The organism is Ensifer sp. R-19 (assembly GCF_049905105.1).
GTDB lineage: Bacteria > Pseudomonadota > Alphaproteobacteria > Rhizobiales > Rhizobiaceae > Ensifer.
The window spans coordinates 1256703-1276330 of the sequence record NZ_CP184570.1 but is presented as its reverse complement, the minus strand read 5'-3'; the positions used below and the strand labels follow the sequence as shown (position 1 = coordinate 1276330).

Below are 19628 nucleotides of genomic sequence, written 5' to 3'. Positions count from 1 at the left end.
GTTGAGAATCGTGCCGGTCGGGGCCGGCATGATCCCTGGGGGTGGTAAGAATGGGCTGTGTCGGGTCGTCGCGTCGTTTTCTGGGGCCGGTCTTCGGCCTTCTCGCGTTTCTTTCAATTATCTTCGGTCCAGTTTCCAAGGGCTTGGCGCAGGAGGCGGCGCCCGCCGCGCCGCCCGCCAAGGTCCAGCAACTGATCCAGTTACTCGACGATCCCGAAGTGAAGCAGTGGCTTTCGGCGAAGCCGGCTCCGGCACCGGCTGCCCAAGCGCCGGCTGCGGGCGTCGTCGCGCGCTGGACCGCCGAGATCAGGCGGCGGCTGACCGGCATTCGCGATGCCGTGCCGCGCGTTCTACCGGAAATGCAGGCGGGGCGGGATCGGCTGGCCGGCGTGATGGAGAGCCACGGCAGGGCGCCCGTTCTCAAGGGCTTCTTCTTCATTCTCCTGATCGGCTACGGTGCCGAATATCTGCTGCGCTGGCTGTTGCGGCGTAGCCTGCAAGGGGCCGCGTTGGCAGGACCGGCGCGGACCATGTTGGCACGCGTTCTGCCGCTCGTCGTCTTTGCTGCCGCCAGCATGTCAGTGCTTGCCTTCGCAGAATGGCCAAAGCTGCTTGAGGCGACGATCGCGCCGCTGCTTGGAGCCTGGATCGGCGCTCGCCTGCTGATGATCATCGCATCCGCCGTCCTGAAAGGTGGTCGCGAAGGCGAGGAGAGCGCCGACGCCCGTGGCGGCTATCTGTCTCTGACCGCAGACGAGGCGGGCTTCTGGTATCGTCATTCTCTCTGGCTGATCAGTGCCGCCGCGCTCGTCTGGGGCGTCGGTGATGCGATGTTGGCGCTTGCCATATCCGCGGATGTGCGCGAACTGGTTACGGCGATCCTCGGGCTCGGAGTCCTGGTCCTGGCGATCGCAACGGCTTTGCGGCGACCTATTGGCGCGGTTTCCGGCTCGCGCCGCGTGGTTAGCAATGTGCTGCTGGTCGCTTTCCTCATCGTGCTGTGGCTGCTCTGGGTCGCGGGCATGGAGGTCCTGTTCTGGATCGGTCTCTATGTGATTGGCCTGCCGCCACTGCTGCGCTTCACCAGCGCCTTCACGAAGACGATGCTGGACGCCGACGCCGCCGATGATCTCAGGGTGATGCGCAACGTCCTGATCGAGCGGGGCGCCCGTCTGCTGATCATCGCCCTCGCGGCCGCCTGGTTGGGAGTCGTGTTCAAGGTCAACGCGACGGCGATGATGCATGATGATGTTTTCAATCGGATTTTCCGCGGGGCGCTCGCCGGCGTCGTCATTCTGCTGGCGGCGGATCTCGTCTGGCAACTGGTGAAGGGTTTCATCAGCCTGCGCCTGACGCAGGCGCATGCGGCGGCCAACGATCCGGCGGAGTTGGCTCGCAACACGCGCATGCTGACCCTGTTGCCGATCCTGCGCAACTTCCTCGCGATTTTCATCGCCGTCGTGGCGGTACTGATGGTTCTCTCCGGCCTCGGCGTCGAAATCGGTCCGCTGATCGCCGGCGCCGGCGTGTTCGGTGTCGCACTCGGCTTCGGATCGCAGTCGCTGGTCAAGGACGTCATCAGCGGCATCTTCTACATGACGGATGACGCATTCCGGGTGGGCGAATATATCCAGAGCGGCAGCTACAAGGGCACGGTGGAATCCTTCAGCATTCGCTCGGTCAAGCTCCGGCACCATCGGGGCCCGGTCTTTACCGTGCCGTTCGGCTCGCTGGGTGCGGTCCAGAACATGAGCCGCGACTGGGTGATCGACAAATTCATGATCAACGTTTCGTTCGATACCGATGTGGCGAAGGTAAAGAAGGTGGTGAAAGGTATCGGGGCCAAGCTGCTCGAGGATCCCGAACTGGGGCCGTTGATCCTGGAAACGGTCAAGATGAAAGGCGTCGAACAGTTTGGCGATTATGGGATGACGCTCAGCTTCGCCATGAAGACGAAGCCGGGAAATCAGACCCAGGTCAGACGTCGGGCCCAGGTCATGATCAAGGAAGCCTTCAAGGAAAACGGCATCAATTTCGCTTCGCCGACGGTGCAGGTGGCGGGCGACGAGCAGCAGCAAGCTGCGGCGGCCGCTGCCGCGACCCGTGATGCCATAGCCAAGAAGAATGCCGCAGCAGCGCTCGGCGAAGGTGGCCCGCCGCAGGAATAGGATTTCGCCAACAGGTTTTCCAGGGGCTGGGGAGGCCGACCATGAAACGCGTTCTGTTCGGGTTGCTTCTCGTGTTCTTCGCGGGCGGCAGTGCCTTGGCGCAATCGAACGAGCAATTCATTCGGTCGATGTTCGTTCCGCACAAGGACGATTTCGACGGGATGGAAAAGCGACGTGTGATCCGCATCATCGTACCGTTCAGCAAGACGATCTATTTTATCGACCGCGGCCAGCAATTGGGCACGGCTGTTGAATTTGGGACGGCGCTCGAAAACGAGCTCAACAAGGACCGCAAGAAGCAGATCGACAAGATTCGCGTCGGTTTCGTACCGATGCCGCGGGCGAGACTTCTGTCGGCGCTGGAAGAAGGTCTCGGCGATATCGTCATGGCGAACCTGACGATCACCGAAACACGGCTTGCCGAGATGGATTTCACGGCGCCGCTCTACGACGAAGCCAGGGAGGTTCTCGTCACCGGCCCATCCGCGCCCGCAATCGCCAGTCTTGATGACCTGAGCGGACAGGAAATCGATGTGCGCCGCTCGAGCAGCTACTACGAGCACCTTGCGGCCCTCAGTGCCGGTTTCGAGAAGTCCGGCCGCCCGCCTGTTGTCTTGAAGGACATGGATGAGAACCTGGAGGACGAAGACGTCCTGGAGATGATCAATGCCGGCCTGCTGCCGTGGACGGTCGTCGATATGTACAAGGCGAACATTTGGTCGAAGGTCTTCACCGACCTCAAGGTGCGGGAGGACATTGCTGTGTCCGATCATGGCGAAATCGCCTGGGCGATCCGCAAGGACAGCCCGAAGCTCAAGGCCGTCCTCGACGACTTCGTCAAGTCTCACAAGGTCGGCACCACCTTCGGCAACATCTTGAAGAACACCTACTACAAGGGCGACAAGATGCTGAAGCGCGCCTATGATCCGGCGGATGTCGAACGCTTCAAAGTGCTGGTCGAGATCTTCCGCAATCACGGAAAGACCTATTCCTTCGACCACCTGATGCTGATGGCGCAAGGATACCAGGAATCACAGCTTGATCAGTCCAGGCGCAGCCATCGCGGTGCTGTCGGCATCATGCAGCTCCTGCCGTCGACCGCAGCGGACAAGGCGGTCAACATCCACGGCATCGACAAGGACGAGACTCTGAATGTCGAAGCTGGATCCAAGCATCTGCGCTTCCTCGTCGATACCTATATCAACGACCCGGCCGTGACCCCGCGAGATCAGTTGCTGTTTGCCTTCGCGGCCTACAATGCCGGGCCTGGGAACCTGCGCAAGTTCCGGGCAAAGGCCAAGGATATGGGGCTCGATCCGAACCTCTGGTTCGGCAATGTCGAAAATGCCGCCGCCGCGATCGTAGGGCGCGAGACGGTTCAATATGTCAGCAACATCTATAAGTACTATGTGGCCTACAGCCTGCTGGACGCCCATGACGCTGACGCGGCGGCGGCGAAAGTCGAAAACAGGTCGGCGGCCACCGCGCCATAGGCGTGCGGCGCACGTGTTCTCGCGAGATGTGGAGGTCTCGAAATGGTCGTGATGAAATGCAACTCGCCTGTGAGGCGGTCGGCAGCCTTTCTTTGCCTTTTCGCTCTGATGCTCGCCGGCTGTACCACGCCAGATATCGAGCCGATCCCGGGCAGCATCACCTATGGTGGACAGCCCCGCACGAAGCTGACGAAGGCGCCGGTGGGCAGCATCGTCCCGCACCGCTTCACGAGCGGCAACAGTTTCGTTCAGGAGACCTACGTCATTGAACCGGATCGCACGCTTAGACTTATCCGACGCGATTACTATGATCTGCCGATCGATTGACGAGCCGGTTGTGCGTACGGAAACCCATTGGTTGACAGTCTCGGGCGGAGGCACGATAGCTCGCTGCGGATGAAGATCGCCTTTTATGCACCGCTGAAATCGCCCGATCACCCGGTGCCGTCAGGCGACCGGCTGATGGCCCGCATGCTGATCGCGGCACTGCGGATCGGTGGGCACGAGGTTGCGATTGCATCGGATCTGCGCAGTTTCATGGCCAAGCCATCGGATCAGGATTTCCGCGAACTTGAGCTTGCGGCGGAAACCGAAACCGCGCGCCTTCGGACACTCTGGCAGAGCGAGGGCGTTCCCGATCTCTGGTTCTGCTACCATCCCTATTACAAGGCGCCCGACCTTCTCGGCCCCGGGCTCGCGGGCGAGTTCTCCATTCCCTATGCGACGGCGGAAGCGTCATACTCGATGCGGCGGAATGAAGGTGTCCGCGCGATTGCCCAACGCCATGTTCTTGCGGGGATTTCGCAGGCGGCCGTCAACATCTGCCTGACGCGCCGCGACCGCGACGGCCTTCTTGAAGCCGCTCCCTCATGCCGCCACGCGATGCTTGCGCCGTTCATCGACGCTGCGCCGTTCATTGAGAGCAAGCCATCAGCCGATGCCCCCTGCCGGCTGGTCGTGGTCGCGATGATGCGCAGCGGCGACAAGATGAATAGCTACCGCATGCTGGCGCAGGCGCTGACGCGTGTTGCCGACGCCGCCTGGACCTTGACGATCGTCGGCGACGGACCTTGCCGCGACGAGGTCATCGGGGCCTTTGCGACTTTGCCTCCCGAGCGATTGATGTGGCTTGGCGAAAAGGATGCAGCCGACCTGCCGGATATTCTTGCCAGCACTGATCTCTACGTGTGGCCCGGCTGCGGCGAGGCCTACGGGCTTGCCTATCTCGAAGCGCAGGCTGTGGGCCTGCCGGTCGTTGCGCAACGAACGGCCGGCGTGCCGGAAGTGGTGAGAGACGGCGAGACTGGGCTGCTGACGCCGGACGGGGATATCGGCGCCTATGCGGCGGCGGTGCGCGACCTGATCGAGGATCCGGCCGGCCGCAGGCGATTGGGCGCAGCCGCCCGACGGTTCGTTCATGAGGAGCGCTCGTTTCCGGCAGCCGCCCTACGGCTTCGCTCGATTTTCGATGAATTTCTGGAGACGCCGAAATGACAGAGGAAATCCATTGGCAGCGCCTTGCTGCGGAGCTCGATCGCATTGAAGCGTCGGGACGGCCGGTGGATTTCTGGCTGCGTGACGACGACGCAGCCGAGCCGACGCGGGCGCTCGATCGGCTGCTGTCGCTGGTCGACCGACACGCTCTTCCGGTCGTTTTGGCCGTTCCGCCAGCCCAGACCGGCGAGGCGCTCGCGCGCCGCCTTGGCGGGCTCGCAGATGTCAGCATTGCCGTGCACGGGTGGGCGCATCGCAATCATGCGCCGCCTTCGGAAAAGAAGCAGGAGCTTGGCGCGCACCGGCCGCGCGCCACGGTGCTCCACGAACTCGAACTCGGCTATGACCGCTTGCGGACGCTCTTCCCGGGCGGCTTCGTGCCGATGCTCGTTCCCCCGTGGAACCGGATCGACAACACGCTTCTCGACGGCTTGCCCGACATCGGTTTCAAGGTGCTCTCGGTCTTCGGGCCGGAGAAACCATCGCCGTTCAAGCTCGTCAACACGCATGTCGATGTCATGGATTGGCGCGGGACGCGCGGTTGCCGCGACCATGCACTGATCGTCTCCGACATCATTGCGAGGCTTCGGCAGGTGACCGGCGACGTCGAGGAGAGAGCGGAGCAGAAGGGCCGCACGATCGGCGTGCTGACGCATCACTTCGTTCACGACGAGGGCGTCTGGACATTCCTCGAAAAGCTCTTTGCGGCGACCAGCGGACATCCGGCCTGCCGTTGGCTTGCCGGCCGCGAGATTACAGCTCGATGATCTGTCCGTCGCGGGCGGCAAAGGCGCCGGCGAACGTCGCCTGAACGTCGCGTTCCATCGCGGCCAGCGCCTCGTCGGTGCGGGACGGATCGTGATGGAACATGGCGAGATGCTTGACACCGGCGGCCATCGCCAGCCGGGCGCCATGCATGCCGGTCGAGTGCCCAAAGCCCTGAAAATGATCCATCTCGCTTTCGAGATAGGTGCAGTCGTAGACCATCAGATCACAGCCGGCGATCAGATCGAGAACCGCGGGATCGAGAATGCCGGGCTCGTGCTCGGTGTCGTAGACGAGTGCGACGGCGCGCCCGTTCCATTCGACGCGGTACCCGACACAGCCGCCCGGATGCCTGAGGCTTGCCGTGCGGACCGTGATTCCCGCCCGTGGCGTCAGCACGTCACCGGGTTTGAAATCCAGGCCGTCGAGGCTTGCCTGACAGATATCCGGGTCCACTGGGAACCACGGTGGGCGCATAAAGTCGCGGATCATTTCCTTCGTGGTCATCGTGCCGTGCAGATGGCCGGACCAGAAGCGTACCGAGTTCTGACACTTGTAGATCGGCTTGAAATAGGGAAGGCCGATGATGTGGTCATAGTGGCTGTGGGTGAAGAAAAGGTCGAATTGGTCGATGCCTTCGGCGATCAGCGAGTAACCGGCCTCGCGCAACCCCGACCCCGCATCGAAGAGCAATACATCCTTGCCGCATCGAATCTCGATGCAGGATGTATTTCCCCCATAGGCGACGTATTGTTGGCCGGATACCGGCAAACTTCCTCTTACGCCCCAGAACCGCACTCGAAAGTTGTCGTCACGCATTCAGTTTCGGCTTCACTACGCACGCTCGGACCATTTTGATCCTTGTGTGACTGTTAAACAAGCACAATGGCCACACCCCTGCAATGCCATGGGTTATTATTTGGAAAGTAACCTTAGCGTCGCCAAGAGCGCCCGGTTGGAAATCGTCCGACGAAACCGCATTTCAGCGGGGGGCGCCGGATCGATGGCGAGGCCTTCGCAACAGCACATGAAACTTTTCCTTGCGCTGTTACGTGGATTATTTATCGAACGCAGTAACGTAGGGAACAGGTCACGCATGGTTGAGGCAGCAGACGGGCGGTTCTATGACAGCGTACCTCTCTTCGATGCGTTCGAAGGGGTCGCGGACGAGGCGAATTATCGTCCGCTGCCGGACGGCTGGCTTCTCGCCGTTGCCGACATCGTCAACTCCACCGGCGCGATCGCCGAAGGCCGCTACAAAACTGTGAACATGGCAGGCGCCAGCGTCATTTCGGCGTTGATGAACGCGCTCGAAGAAAAGTCGATGCCCTTTGTTTTCGGGGGAGACGGCGCGCTCGCCGCGCTGCCGGCGCCGATGACGGACCGCGCACGCGACGCACTCGCCGCCGTGAAGACCTGGGTCGCTGAGGAACTCGGGCTCGAATTGCGCGCCGCCCTGGTGCCGGTCAGCGATATCCGCTCCAACGGCCTCGATATGCGCGTCGCCCGCTTCAAGGCGAGCGAAGAGGTTTCCTACGCGATGTTTGCGGGCGGCGGCGCCAGTTGGGCCGAAGCGGAGATGAAGGCGGGACGCTATCCCGTCGGCGCCGCGGCGGCTGGCAGCCGGCCCGACCTCACCGGGCTTTCCTGTCGCTGGAACCCGATCGAGTCCCGCCACGGCGCCATTGCCTCGATCATCGCCGTGCCGGGGCCGAAGGGCAATGGGCCGGAGTTTCAGGCGTTGATCGCCGATATCGTCGCATTGGCCGACGAGGAAGAACGCAATGGCCATCCTGTTCCCGAACTTGGGCCGAGGCCACGGTTCTCCTTCAAGGGCATTGAAGCCGAGACGCGGGCCGTGGCGCCGAAAGGACGGCGCTTTCTTCCCCGTTGCTTCATCACCGTGCAGACGCTGGTTCTGTTTGTTTGCCTCCGGCTGGGCTGGAATCTGGGCTCGTTCGACACGAACCGCTACCGCCGCGACCTCGCCGACAACACGGATTTCCGCAAGTTCGACGACGGGCTGAAAATGACGATCGACATCAGCACTGAACGGCTCGAACGGATCGAGACGAGGCTAAGGCAGGCAGAGGCCATAGATGTCGTGCACTATGGCCTGCATCAACAGGATTCGGCGCTGATGACATGCATCGTGCCGACGCCGATGACACGGGATCACATGCATTTCGTCGACGGCGCGTCGGGCGGCTACGCGGTGGCGGCAAGCAAGCTCAAGGCCGCGCTGGCGCGCGTAAGCACCGCCTAGCAAGACGCCGCAAGTGCCGCCTGTTTCAGCCGTGGTGGGCCGGGCGGACTAAGCCTTGACGATATGCTCGCCGGTCAGTCCGTTGCGGTGAAACACGTTGCGCGTATCGACGACGAGCGAGGCGGAAGCGGCAAGGGCCGCGTAATCCACCTGGTCGTGATCGGTGGCAATCAGCACGGCATCGAATGTCGCGACTGTTTGTGCGTCGAGCGTGACCGATCGCCGGCCCTTCAAAGCACCGTGTTCGCGTGTCGGTGGGATCTCGGCGACGTAGGGGTCGTGATAGGAAGTGCGTCCGCCGCGCTCTTCGATCAACTCGATCAGGCGCAGCGACGGGCTTTCGCGAATATCCGGAACATTCTTCTTGTAGGCGAGGCCGACGACGAGGACGTTGGAACGGCTGAGCGCCTTGCCAGCCTTGCGGTCGAGTGCCTCGGCGAGGCGGCTGACCACATGGCGCGGCATGGCCGAGTTGATCTCGCCGGCAAGCTCGATGAAGCGCGTCGGCAGCTCGTATTCCCGCGACTTCCAGGTGAGGTAGAAGGGGTCGATCGGGATGCAGTGGCCGCCAAGCCCCGGTCCGGGGTAGAACGGCATGTAGCCGAACGGCTTGGTCTTCGCCGCTTCGATCACTTCCCAGACGTCGATGCCCATGGCCTCGTAGACGATCTTCAATTCGTTAACGAGGGCGATGTTGACCGAGCGGAAGATGTTCTCGGTGAGCTTCACGGCCTCCGCCGTGGCGTTGGAGGAGACCGGCACGACGGTTTTCACCACGGCTGCATAGAACCGTTCCATCAAGGCCGAAGCCTGCGGTCCATCGCCGGCGACGACCTTTGGAATGCTGACCGTTTCGTAGGTCGGATTGCCGGGATCCTCACGTTCCGGCGAAAAGCCGACGAAGAAGTCGCTGCCGGATTTGAGCCCGGTTTCCTCGAGGATGGTGCGCACGACGCCGTCGGTCGTCCCGGGATAGGTGGTCGATTCCAGGACGACGAGTTGTGCAGGCCTGAGGGTCGCCGCGATCGCGCGTGACGTCTTTTCGACGAAGGAAAGATCCGGGTCGCGGTGCTTGGTAAGCGGCGTCGGCACGCAGATGATGATGACGTCGCAGTCCGCCAGCTTTTGAAAGTCCGTCGTCGAGCGGAAGCGGCCGGCACCGCTCTGTTTCGCGAGCGCGGCGTCCGATACGGCGGCGATGTAGGACTTGCCCGCGTCGAGCGCGACGATCTTGGTGGGGTCGATGTCGAATCCAATGACGGCAAAACCCGCGCGAGCAGCGGCGATGGCGAGCGGCAGGCCGACATAGCCGAGACCGATGACGCCGACCTTGGCGTTCGAGGCGGAGATGGACGAGAGCAGGCTTTCGAAATGAGGTGAGGTCAAGTTTGCTTTCCGGATCTCGTGGGCAGACGGGTGGCGCCGCGCGAACATGTCGTGGTTTGTTGGAGAGAAACAAGCTCCAAGTCAAGCGAGGCACTGCGTCACGCCGAAGGACAGGCCTTTGAGCTCTCTATCAAAACATCATGCGAGAAAAACTTTGCCCGGCCTCTGGAAATCGCCGGGTGGCATCAATATCTGCACCATATAAGTGCCGCATTCCGGGTGCCTGCACGTCATCGACGCCGGAATCGGTTGGAGCATTTTCTTAACGGGCACGGCTCATCATCATCCACCGCGAACATGGACCGGCAACTTGCCGGGGCGTTCGTCGTCTCCGGATGCTGACGCGGGACGGTCTGTCATGGTGAGGACGCGAAATGGCCCCGACGAACGACAACGTATCCGAAATCCTCATCGACAAGGTTGCCGACTGGCTTATGCGGACGTCGCTCAGCGACGCGCCGCTGGAAACGATCGTCAAAGGCTTTTGCGAGCGGCTCGCTGCCGCCGGCCTGCCGCTGATGCGCGTCCATCTCTCCTTTTCGATGTTGCATCCGCTTTATGATGCGCTTGGTTTTACCTGGATCCGCGGCAAGGGCGTCGAGGTAAGCGGCCTTCGGCACGAAGAGCTGGCGCTCAATCCCGAGCGTTTCCTGCAGAGCCCCTACTACTATCTGCTCAACAACAATCTCGAGCATGTCCGGCGGCGTCTTTACCAGGATACGCCGTCCGAGTTCCCGATCTTCGACGATCTCAAGGAGATGGGCGCCACGGACTATCTGGCCTTCATGCAATCGCTCGGCGCCGATTCGGGGCATGGCATGGTCGGATCCTGGACGACGGACCGCCATGGCGGCTTCACCGATGATGTGATCGGGGCGTTGCTCAAGCTTCAACACCACCTGGCGGTCGCCGCGAAGATGGCGGTGCTCGGAAAGCTCGCCGACAATATGCTGACCACCTATCTCGGCTCCAGTGCCGGCCGGCGCGTGATGAGCGGCCAGGTCCGCCGCGGCGACGGCGAAACCGTGCGCGCGATCCTGGTCATGGCCGACATGCGTCGCTCGACGATGCTGGCGGAGAAGGAGGGGCGGCAGTCCTATATCGAGACGTTGAACACCTATTTCGACGCGATCGCCGCGCCCTTCAATCGCAATGGCGGCCATATCCTGAGCTTCGTCGGCGACGGGTTCATCGCCGTCTATCCGTGTGGGCGCCATAAGGAACCGTCCGAATTTGCCGCCCGCGAGGCCTTTGCCGCCGTGCGCGCAGCAACGGCGCGGATGGAGATGCTGAACGGCGAACGGCGCAAGCAATCCCGCGATCCCATCGGCTACGGCATCGGGCTGCATGTCGGCAACGTGATGTTCGGCAATGTCGGGCTGCGCGACCGGCTGACCTTCTCCGCCTTCGGCTCGGCCGTTAACGAAGTGCAGCGGTTGCAGAACCTCACCAAGAAATATGCGCATAGCGTCGTCGCCAGCGAGGCCTTCGTCAATTACTGCGGCGGAGATTGGACGGCGCTCGGCCAGGAAAAACTGCGCGGAGTGCGGCAGAAATTCACGATTCTCTACCCCAACGATGCAGCGTTGCTTGCCAGAGCAGATGAGCGCTTCGACGATGTGTTGCAGGATGGACTTTCCGAGGCGGAACATGTCATGCTGCTTCACCGCAATACTCGTCCGCTTCAGCCGCCGCGCGGCCTTATCGACAAGATGCTTCAATAGGGGGAAGAATGTTCCGAGCCGTGTTTGTCGCCGCCAGCATCACCATGGCCGGAGGCGCGATGGCGCAGCCGTGGGAAAGCAAACTGTCAGACGGCTTCGAGGGACAGAATTTCGCACCCGAAGGCGGGCTCTACTATCGCGATAACTTCGAGCAGAGTGCGGGCACGGTGGAATTTCAAAACCAGGTGACGCACACCGGCAAAGGCGCACTCAAGTTGAGCGTCGTTCCGACCTGTCCGGATTCCCTCGACGGTTGTAGCGAGCGAGCCGAGATCTGGGAGAAGACGGCGCTGCGCGTGCCCTACGACCAGGGGGTCTGGTATGGTTTCGCGGTCAAGTTCGCCGATCCGGTCCCGAAGGAGGATCATCGTTATCTGATCGCCCAATGGAAGCGTGAGATCGATCCCGGCGCCGAAGGTGATTTCAGTCCGTTCCTTGCTTTGCGCCTCGAGGCGGGCAAACTCTTCGTCACGGTGGAGACGAATTACATCGCGCCGCTCTCATCCGGCCCGGAAGGTACGCCGGCGAACTGCAGGCCTGGCGAGATCCCGGTGTGGGGGCGGCCTAGCGTCAACCAGATGCGTATGCTGGTCGCCGCCGACAGCAACTGGAAACCGGAAGACGGCAGTCTGTTCAACGCCTGCACGGATGCCATCAAGGTGACCAACCATGGCAATCCGCTGCCCGATCCGAAGTCCGGCTGGATCGACTTCGCGATCTACACGCTGCCGGGGGCCGGTGGCACGGGACGCATCGAACTCTTCGCCAACGGCAAGCCGATCATCACGGTGGCGGGGCATGTCGGCCACGCCGACAAGGGGCTCGGCAAGAATCAGTACTTCAAGTTCGGCCCCTATCGGGCTGCCGATACGACCGACTGGACGCTGTTCTATGACGACTTCCGCCGCTCGCCGAACTGCGCCGACGTGCTGAAGGGCGGGACGTGCCCCGCGCTCTAACCAACTGAAGATGCACGAGGCAATGCTCCGGTTGCAGTTGGCCATGCTGGACAGCCCTCTGAAGCTGCGCTAGTCTTTTTTAGAGGCGGCGGATAAAAAGCAATGAGGGAAGCGTGCTGCTATGACATCTGGGGCGGACCTGCTTCGAGTTGAAGGTCTGCGGATCACATTCTCGGTGCTTGGCGGCGAAGTTCAAGCCGTCAATAATGCGAATTTCAGGATCTTGCCCGGCAAGGTCACGGCGCTCGTTGGCGAGTCGGGATCGGGCAAGTCGGCAATCAGCCAGGCGGTGATGGGCATCTTGCCCAACGTCGCCAGGGTTGGTGGCAAAATTCTGTTCAACGATCCCACGACGGCGGCAAAGCCCATCGACCTGCTTTCGCTGGAGCGGGAAGGTGATGAGATACGTAGCCTGCGCGGCACGCGTATCAGCAAGATCTTTCAGGAGCCGATGACGTCGTTGTCGCCGCTCCATACGATCGGAAACCAGATTTCCGAGGTGCTGAAGATCCACACGGATGCGGAAAAGGCTGAACGCCGGGCACGGACCGAGGAACTGCTCGGCTATGTTGGCTTTGCCAAGCCGAAGCGCGCCTACGAAATGTATCCGTTCGAGCTTTCCGGCGGCATGCGCCAGCGCGCGATGATCGCGATGGCACTGATCTGCCGACCGGCCCTCTTGATCGCCGACGAGCCGACAACTGCGCTCGACGTGACCGTACAGGCCCAGATCCTTAAACTTCTGCGCGAGCTTCAAGTGAAGCTCAATATGGCAATGCTGCTGATCACCCACGACCTCGGTGTCGTCGCCAACATGGCCGACGAGGTTGTGGTGATCTATCATGGGCAGATCGTCGAGGCTGGCCCTGTCGAGGCCATCTTCCGCAACCCGCAGCATCCCTATCTCAAGGGCCTGATGGCCGCCGTTCCGCATTTCGACATGAAGCCCGGCGAACGGCTGAAGGCGCTGCGCGAAGTGCCGGTCAAGGCCGGGTCAGTGCTTGGGACTTCGGTGGCCAACCGGCGCGCCGGCCCACAGGTGCTGCTGTCCGTCCGTAACCTCTCGAAGACATATGGAACGCGAAAATCGTCCTGGTTTGGTGGCGGCGAAAGTTCTCATCACCGCGCCGTCGACGATGTCAGCTTTGATATCCGCCGCGGCGAATGCCTCGGCCTCGTCGGCGAGAGCGGCTGTGGCAAGACGACAGTCAGCAAGATCCTGATGCGGGCGGTAACGCCGGACACCGGCTCGGTGACCTTCGACAACGGCGAAGGTCCGGTCGATGTGCTGAAGGCTCAAGGCGACGAACTGAAGGCGCTCCGGTCGAAGATCCAGATGGTGTTTCAGGACCCGGTTTCGTCGCTTTCCCCGCGCATGACCGTCAAGAACATTCTCAGCGAGCCCCTGGAGATCCATGGGCGCGGAACGGGCAAATCGCGCGTCGAGACCGTGCGCGAACTGCTGCAAGCCGTCGGGCTCGACCAGCGCTTCATCAACCGCTATCCGCACAGTTTCTCGGGCGGGCAGCGTCAACGCATTGGCATTGCCCGCGCTTTGGCGCTGGTGCCGGAACTGCTGATCTGCGACGAGCCGGTATCGGCGCTCGACGTTTCCGTTCAGGCGCAAATCCTCAACCTTCTCAAGGATTTGCAGAAAGAACTGGGACTGACCTGTCTGTTCATCTCGCACAACCTCGCGGTCGTGGATTACATGGCGGACCGCATTGCCGTCATGTGCGCCGGGCGCATCGTCGAGCTTGCGCCGCGCGAGGTGCTGATGCGCAAGCCGGTTCATCCCTATACCAAGTCGCTGTTGGCGGCCGTTCCCTATCCGGATCTCGATCGGCCGCTCGACTTTGACAGGCTGAAGGACAGCGAAGGATCGGATATGCGGCGCTGGGGACCGCAGTTCCGCGTCGACGACGCTGGCGACACGCTTATCCCCGCCGATCTCGGTGGCGACCACTTCGTGCTGGCGCGCCGGTCCGTGGATGCAAGGGAGTTACGGCCATGATCACCCGCCGAACTGTACTGGCATTGCTTGCATCCGTGGCATTTCCCGTGCGGCTCCTGGCTGCTGGGAGTGAACCGGCGTTTCTTGAAAAGCTGATTGCCGACGGCAAGCTTCCGCCGGTCAACGAGCGCTTGCCCAAGACGCCGCGTGTCATCAACGTTGCGGCGCTGGGGCGCACGCCCGGCAAGCATGGCGGTATCGTGACGATGATCATCGGCAGTGCCAAGGACATCCGGCTCATGACCGTCTACGGCTATGCCCGACTGGTCGGCTATGATGAAACGCTGAAGCTCGAAGCGGATGTCCTCGAAAGCTACGAGACGGTAGAGGACCGCATCTTCACCTTCCACCTGAGAGAAGGGCACAAGTGGTCCGACGGGACACCGCTGACGACCGAGGACTTCCGCTATTGCTGGGACGATGTGCTCAACAACGAGAAGCTGAGCCCCGCCGGTTTGCCGACTGCGCTGGTGATGGACGGCGAAGCCGGAAAGTTCGAAGTCATCGACGAGCGAACCATTCGCTATACTTGGTCGACGCCGAACCCGGACTTCCTGCAGAAGCTCGCCGCACCGCAGCCGCTGGTGGTGGCGGTGCCTTCAGCCTATCTCAAGCAGTTCCACGAGAAATATCAGGAAGAAGACAAGCTCAAGGCTTTGATGAAGGAGCAGCGCGTTAAGAAGTGGAGCCAGCTCCATATGCGCATGGCTCGCTCCTATCGCCCTGAGAATCCTGAGCTTCCGACGCTCGATCCATGGCGCAACACGACGTCGCTTCCTGCCGAACAGTTCATCTTTGAGCGCAACCCCTACTTCCACCGCGTCGACGAGAACGGGTTGCAGCTTCCCTATATCGACAAGTTCGTGCTCAACGTCAGCTCGTCGGCGCTAATCCCGGCGAAGACGGGCACGGGTGAAAGCGACCTTCAGGCGACGGGCATCGACTTCGTCGACTATACTTTCCTCAAGGATTCCGAGAAGCGGTACCCGGTCAAGGTACTGCTGTGGAAGAAGACGCAAGGCTCGCGCCTGGCGCTGTTGCCGAACCTCAACTGCTCCGACACGGTCTGGCGGTCGTTGCTGCAGGATGTGCGGGTTCGCCGTGCGCTCTCGCTGGCCATCGACCGCACCGAGATCAACAAGGCAGTCTTCTACGGCTTAACCAAGGAGAGCGCCGACACGGTTCTGCCGGACAGCCCGCTGTTCCGTCCGGAGTTCGCCAACGCTTGGGTGGCCCACGATCCAGCTCAAGCCAATGCACTGCTCGACGAAGCGGGCCTGACGCAACGCGACAGTGACGGCATTCGCGTCCTGCCCGATGGCAGGGCCGCGCAAATCGTCGTGGAAACGGCCGGCGAAAGCACGCTCGAGACGGACGTGCTGCAGCTCGTCACCGACTACTGGCAGAAGGTCGGGATATCGCTTTTCATCCGCACCTCGCAGCGCGACACGTTCCGCAGCCGTGCTGTCGGCGGCGAGATCGTCATGTCGATGTGGTTCGGGCTCGACAACGGCGTTCCGACCCCGGGCATGAACCCGGGGCAACTGGCGCCGACGGCCGACGACCAGCTGCAATGGCCGGTCTGGGGGCTCAACTACCTGTCCCATGGCGAAATGGGCCAGCCGCCGGATCTGCCTGCCGCTGTCGAACTGACGGAGCTGTTGCAACGCTGGCGGCATTCGGCTGAAGACGCCGAGCGCACGGAGATTTGGACCCGCATGCTGTCGATCTACACAGACCAGGTCTTCTCGATCGGTATCGTCAACGCCTCGCTACAGCCGATCCTCGTGGCGAAGAAGCTGCGGAATGTGCCGGAAACGGGGCTCTACGGCTTCGATCCCACGTCCTATTTTGGTGTTTACAAAACCGATACCTTCTGGATCGAGCAGGAAGCCTGACATGCTGCGATATATTCTCTGGCGTATCGCAGCGATGGTTCCAACCCTCCTCATCATATCGGCTCTTGTCTTCACCATCATCGAACTGCCGCCCGGCGACTACTTCGAGAGCTATGTCTCCGAGATCAAGGCGCAGGGCGAAGGCGTCGACATGGAGCAGATCGAGGCGCTGAGGAAGGAGTACGGCTTCGACCAGCCACCGGTCCTGCGCTACGTCTACTGGCTCGGCGGCATGCTGCAGGGCGATTTCGGCTATTCCTTCGAATACGAACTGCCGGTCAGCGCCGTCGTCGGCGACCGTCTGTGGCTGACGATCCTCGTCTCCTTCGTCACCATCATCTTCACCTGGCTGATCGCCTTTCCGATCGGCATCTATTCCGCGACCCACCAGTATAGCTGGGGCGACTACGGCCTGTCGCTGGTGGGCTTGATCGGCATTGCCATTCCGAATTTCATGCTGGCGCTGATCCTGATGTATTTCGCCAATATCTGGTTCGGGATTTCGATCGGCCACCTGATGGACCAGCAGTATCTGGCCGAGCCGATGAGCTGGGCCAAGGCGAAGTCTATCCTCGAACATATCTGGATCCCCGTCGTCATCGTCGGCGCGGCGGGCACGGCCGGCATGATCCGGCGTCTGCGCGCAAATCTGCTCGACGAGCTGCAGAAGCAGTATGTCGTAACGGCCCGCGCAAAGGGCCTTTCGCCGATGCGCACGCTGGTCAAATACCCTCTGCGCATGGCGTTGAACTTCTTCATATCGGATATCGGCTCGATCCTGCCGGCGATCATTTCCGGCGCTGAAATCACCGCGATCGTGTTGTCGCTGGAAACCACCGGGCCGATGCTGATCAAGGCCCTGCAAAGCCAGGACATGTATCTCGCCGGTTCGTTCCTGATGTTCCTCGCCTTCCTAACCGTGATCGGCGTGCTGATTTCCGATATCGCGCTCGCCATTCTCGATCCTCGAATTCGGCTGCAAGGCAGGAGCACCAAGTGACGTCATTTCTTCCGGCGCCCGGCGAGCCCTTGCCGCATTACGTATCGACTGCTCCCTTCGATCCCTATTCCGTCGAGGCGATGACCGACGAGCAGGTGCGCGTCAACCAGGCTTCCCAGCTTCGCCTGATGTGGTGGAAATTCCGCCGCCACAGGCTCGCGCTCGTCTCCGGCATCTTTCTCGCGGTGTTCTACCTCACGATCGTCGTCTCTGAGTTTCTGGCGCCTTACAACCTGCATACCCGCAACATGGATTACATCTACGCACCGCCGCAGGCGGTGCACCTGTTCCATGAGGGCCAGTTCGTCGGTCCCTTCGTCTATGGACGGACCATGACGCTGGATATGGAAACGCTGAAGCGCAACTATGCCGACGATGTCACGGACGTGCAGCGACTGCGTTTCTTCTGCCGGGGCGACAGCTATCGTTTCTGGGGCCTGTTCGACAGCAACGTGCATCTCGTTTGCCCGGCGAAGGACGGTCAGGCGTTCTTCCTGGGGACGGACCGTCTCGGTCGCGACGTGTTGTCGCGCATCATTTACGGTGCCCGAATTTCGCTGACGATCGGCCTGCTCGGCATCACCGTCAGTTTCGTGCTCGGCATCGTCATCGGTGGCCTTGCTGGTTATCACGGCGGCGTCTTCGATCTCGTCGTCCAGCGCGTCATCGAAGTCCTGCAGTCTATCCCGAGCATCCCGCTCTGGCTGTCGCTCGCAGCGATCATGCCGGCGACCTGGAGTCCGATCCTGATCTATCTGGCGATCACGATCATCCTTGGCCTCCTGGACTGGACGGGGCTTGCGCGCGCGGTGCGCTCGAAACTGCTGGCGCTGCGCGAGGAGGATTATGTGCTTGCGGCCCAGTTGATGGGCGCAAAGAGCAGCCGCATCATCGGCCGGCATCTCGTGCCTGGCTTCATGTCGCATCTGATCGCCACTGCGACGATCTCGATCCCCGGCATGATCCTCGGCGAGACGGCTCTGAGCTTCCTCGGTCTCGGTCTTAGACCCCCCATCACCAGTTGGGGCATTCTCTTGACGGAGGCCAAGAGCGTCAGCGTTATTGCTTTCTACCCCTGGCTCCTATTTCCCACAATTCCGGTCATTCTTGTGATTTTGGCGTTCAACTTCTTGGGAGATGGGTTGCGTGACGCAGCCGATCCCTACAAATGAAGCCCGGTTTGAAGCTGACAACCAGTCAGCGCCAAACGGTTCATTGATCCTGAGCGAAAGGTTTCTTGCATGATGCGGCGTTTTGAAGATGCCCGGATCCTCATGTATAGCCATGATACGTTCGGGCTTGGGCACCTCCGGCGGTGCCGCACGATCGCGCATTCCCTGGTGGAAGACTACCGCGGTCTGAACATCCTGATCATCTCCGGCGCGACGATCGCCGGTGCGTTCGACTACCGTGCGCGCGTCGACTTCGTGAAGATTCCGAGCGTCATCAAGCTGCACAATGGCGACTACACCTCGCTCGACCGTCATATCGAGCTCGACGAGACGCTGAAGATGCGTCAGGCAATCATTCGCCACACAGCCGAGACCTTCAAGCCGGACATCTTCATCGTCGACAAGGAGCCGATGGGCCTGCGCGGCGAGGTAGAGGAGACGCTGACCTATCTGAAGGCGCATGGCACGACGCTGGTCTTGGGCTTGCGCGAGGTCATGGATGCGCCGCATCTGCTGGAAGCGGAGTGGAAGCGGCGCGACACCATGCGCAAGATCGAGCAGTATTACGATACGATCTGGGTTTATGGCCCGCCGGATTTTTACGATCCGCTGACCGAGCTCGAAGTGCCGCCGGCTGTCCGCGACCGGATGAATTTCGTCGGCTTCCTGCAGCGCAGCGTTCCGCGGGAAGAACTGCCGGGCCACAAGCCGCAGGGCGATTATATCCTGGTCACCACGGGGGGCGGCGGCGACGGTGCGGACCTGATCCACGACGTCATCCACGCTTACCAGCAGGACCCGGAGCTTACGCACAATGCGTTGATCGTGCTCGGGCCCTATATGCCGGTCAAGAAGCGGGAAAAGCTGATCCGCAAGGGCAGCAAGATCCCCTATATCAAGATCATCGAGTTCGACAATCGCATGGAAGAGCTCATCGCCGGCGCAAAGGGCGTCGTCGCCATGGGCGGCTACAACACCTATTGCGAAATCCTCTCCTTCGACAAGCCGGCGCTGATCGTGCCGCGCATCCAACCGCGCGAGGAGCAGTTGATCCGCGCCCGCCGCGCGGCCGAGCTTGGGCTCATCGAAATGCTGTTGCCGGACGAAGCGGACGATCCGCTGCGGTTGGCGGCGGCGCTGAAGGCGCTGCCGTCCCGGGCGCCGCCTTCGAAAAGCACCGCTAACGGCTTGCGGCTGGAAGGGCTCGTGCATATCTCCGAGATCGTTGGTCGGTGGCTCGACCGGCCGTCGAGCGACCACTTGAATATCGTGAAGAAATCGAGCTGAAG

The 19628-nt window shown here is 61.6% G+C and carries 15 protein-coding genes; 13 read left to right on the top strand and 2 right to left on the bottom strand.

The window, feature by feature from the left end:
* Positions 1–50 precede the first annotated feature (50 nt).
* The 5 genes from ACN9MO_RS25170 to ACN9MO_RS25150 all read left to right on the top strand — a co-directional run bounded on the left by ACN9MO_RS25170 (position 51) and on the right by ACN9MO_RS25150 (position 5922).
* Positions 51–2168, top strand: a complete 2118-nt coding sequence (locus ACN9MO_RS25170) for a mechanosensitive ion channel domain-containing protein (RefSeq protein ID WP_113133808.1) — start codon at positions 51–53, stop codon at positions 2166–2168.
* Positions 2169–2209: 41 nt separating this feature from the next.
* On the top strand, positions 2210–3661 hold the full coding sequence (locus ACN9MO_RS25165; RefSeq protein WP_113133807.1) for a lytic transglycosylase F: 1452 nt from the start codon (positions 2210–2212) through the stop codon (positions 3659–3661).
* A gap of 42 nt (positions 3662–3703) precedes the next feature.
* Positions 3704–3988, top strand: a complete 285-nt coding sequence (locus ACN9MO_RS25160) for a hypothetical protein (protein ID WP_425987139.1) — start codon at positions 3704–3706, stop codon at positions 3986–3988.
* Between the two features lie 69 nt (positions 3989–4057).
* Positions 4058–5155, top strand: coding sequence for a glycosyltransferase family 4 protein (locus tag ACN9MO_RS25155; RefSeq protein WP_057251309.1), 1098 nt, complete (start codon positions 4058–4060; stop codon positions 5153–5155).
* The gene (locus tag ACN9MO_RS25150; protein WP_113133806.1) at positions 5152–5922 is read left to right on the top strand and encodes a polysaccharide deacetylase family protein; all 771 of its coding nucleotides are present in this window, start codon (positions 5152–5154) and stop codon (positions 5920–5922) included. The genes ACN9MO_RS25155 and ACN9MO_RS25150 overlap by 4 nt, the downstream gene beginning before the upstream one ends.
* Here the strand turns inward: ACN9MO_RS25150 and ACN9MO_RS25145 are convergent.
* On the bottom strand, positions 5909–6739 hold the full coding sequence (locus tag ACN9MO_RS25145; protein WP_057251307.1) for an MBL fold metallo-hydrolase: 831 nt from the start codon (positions 6737–6739) through the stop codon (positions 5909–5911). The genes ACN9MO_RS25150 and ACN9MO_RS25145 overlap by 14 nt on opposite strands.
* Before the next feature lie 277 nt (positions 6740–7016).
* On the opposite strand from ACN9MO_RS25145, the gene ACN9MO_RS25140 reads away from it, so the two are divergent.
* Complete coding sequence (locus tag ACN9MO_RS25140) at positions 7017–8186, top strand: DUF3095 domain-containing protein (protein WP_113133805.1); 1170 nt, start codon at positions 7017–7019, stop codon at positions 8184–8186.
* A gap of 48 nt (positions 8187–8234) precedes the next feature.
* Here ACN9MO_RS25140 and ACN9MO_RS25135 read toward each other — a convergent pair whose 3' ends face one another.
* Positions 8235–9572 carry a nucleotide sugar dehydrogenase gene (locus ACN9MO_RS25135; protein ID WP_162733746.1) on the bottom strand — a complete coding sequence of 446 codons (1338 nt, stop codon included), beginning with the start codon at positions 9570–9572 and terminating at the stop codon, positions 8235–8237.
* Positions 9573–9946: 374 nt separating this feature from the next.
* Between ACN9MO_RS25135 and ACN9MO_RS25130 the strand changes: the two genes are divergently transcribed.
* The 7 genes from ACN9MO_RS25130 to ACN9MO_RS25100 all read left to right on the top strand — a co-directional run bounded on the left by ACN9MO_RS25130 (position 9947) and on the right by ACN9MO_RS25100 (position 19626).
* Positions 9947–11296: an adenylate/guanylate cyclase domain-containing protein gene (locus tag ACN9MO_RS25130; protein WP_057251304.1), complete on the top strand. Its 1350-nt coding sequence runs from the start codon at positions 9947–9949 to the stop codon at positions 11294–11296.
* An 8-nt stretch (positions 11297–11304) separates the two neighbouring features.
* Positions 11305–12255, top strand: coding sequence for a polysaccharide lyase (locus ACN9MO_RS25125; protein ID WP_113133803.1), 951 nt, complete (start codon positions 11305–11307; stop codon positions 12253–12255).
* A gap of 121 nt (positions 12256–12376) precedes the next feature.
* Positions 12377–14269 carry an ABC transporter ATP-binding protein gene (locus ACN9MO_RS25120; RefSeq protein ID WP_057251302.1) on the top strand — a complete coding sequence of 631 codons (1893 nt, stop codon included), beginning with the start codon at positions 12377–12379 and terminating at the stop codon, positions 14267–14269.
* Positions 14266–16167, top strand: a complete 1902-nt coding sequence (locus tag ACN9MO_RS25115) for an ABC transporter substrate-binding protein (RefSeq protein WP_057251301.1) — start codon at positions 14266–14268, stop codon at positions 16165–16167. Before ACN9MO_RS25120 ends, ACN9MO_RS25115 begins: the two co-directional genes overlap by 4 nt.
* Before the next feature lies 1 nt (position 16168).
* Positions 16169–17167 carry an ABC transporter permease gene (locus ACN9MO_RS25110; protein ID WP_057251300.1) on the top strand — a complete coding sequence of 333 codons (999 nt, stop codon included), beginning with the start codon at positions 16169–16171 and terminating at the stop codon, positions 17165–17167.
* Entirely contained in the window at positions 17164–18339 is a 1176-nt protein-coding gene (locus ACN9MO_RS25105) for an ABC transporter permease (protein WP_057251299.1), read from the top strand. The genes ACN9MO_RS25110 and ACN9MO_RS25105 overlap by 4 nt, the downstream gene beginning before the upstream one ends.
* 69 nt (positions 18340–18408) lie before the next feature.
* Positions 18409–19626 (top strand): glycosyltransferase family protein, encoded by a 1218-nt coding sequence (locus tag ACN9MO_RS25100; protein ID WP_057251298.1) that lies wholly within the window; start codon positions 18409–18411, stop codon positions 19624–19626.
* Positions 19627–19628 lie beyond the last annotated feature (2 nt).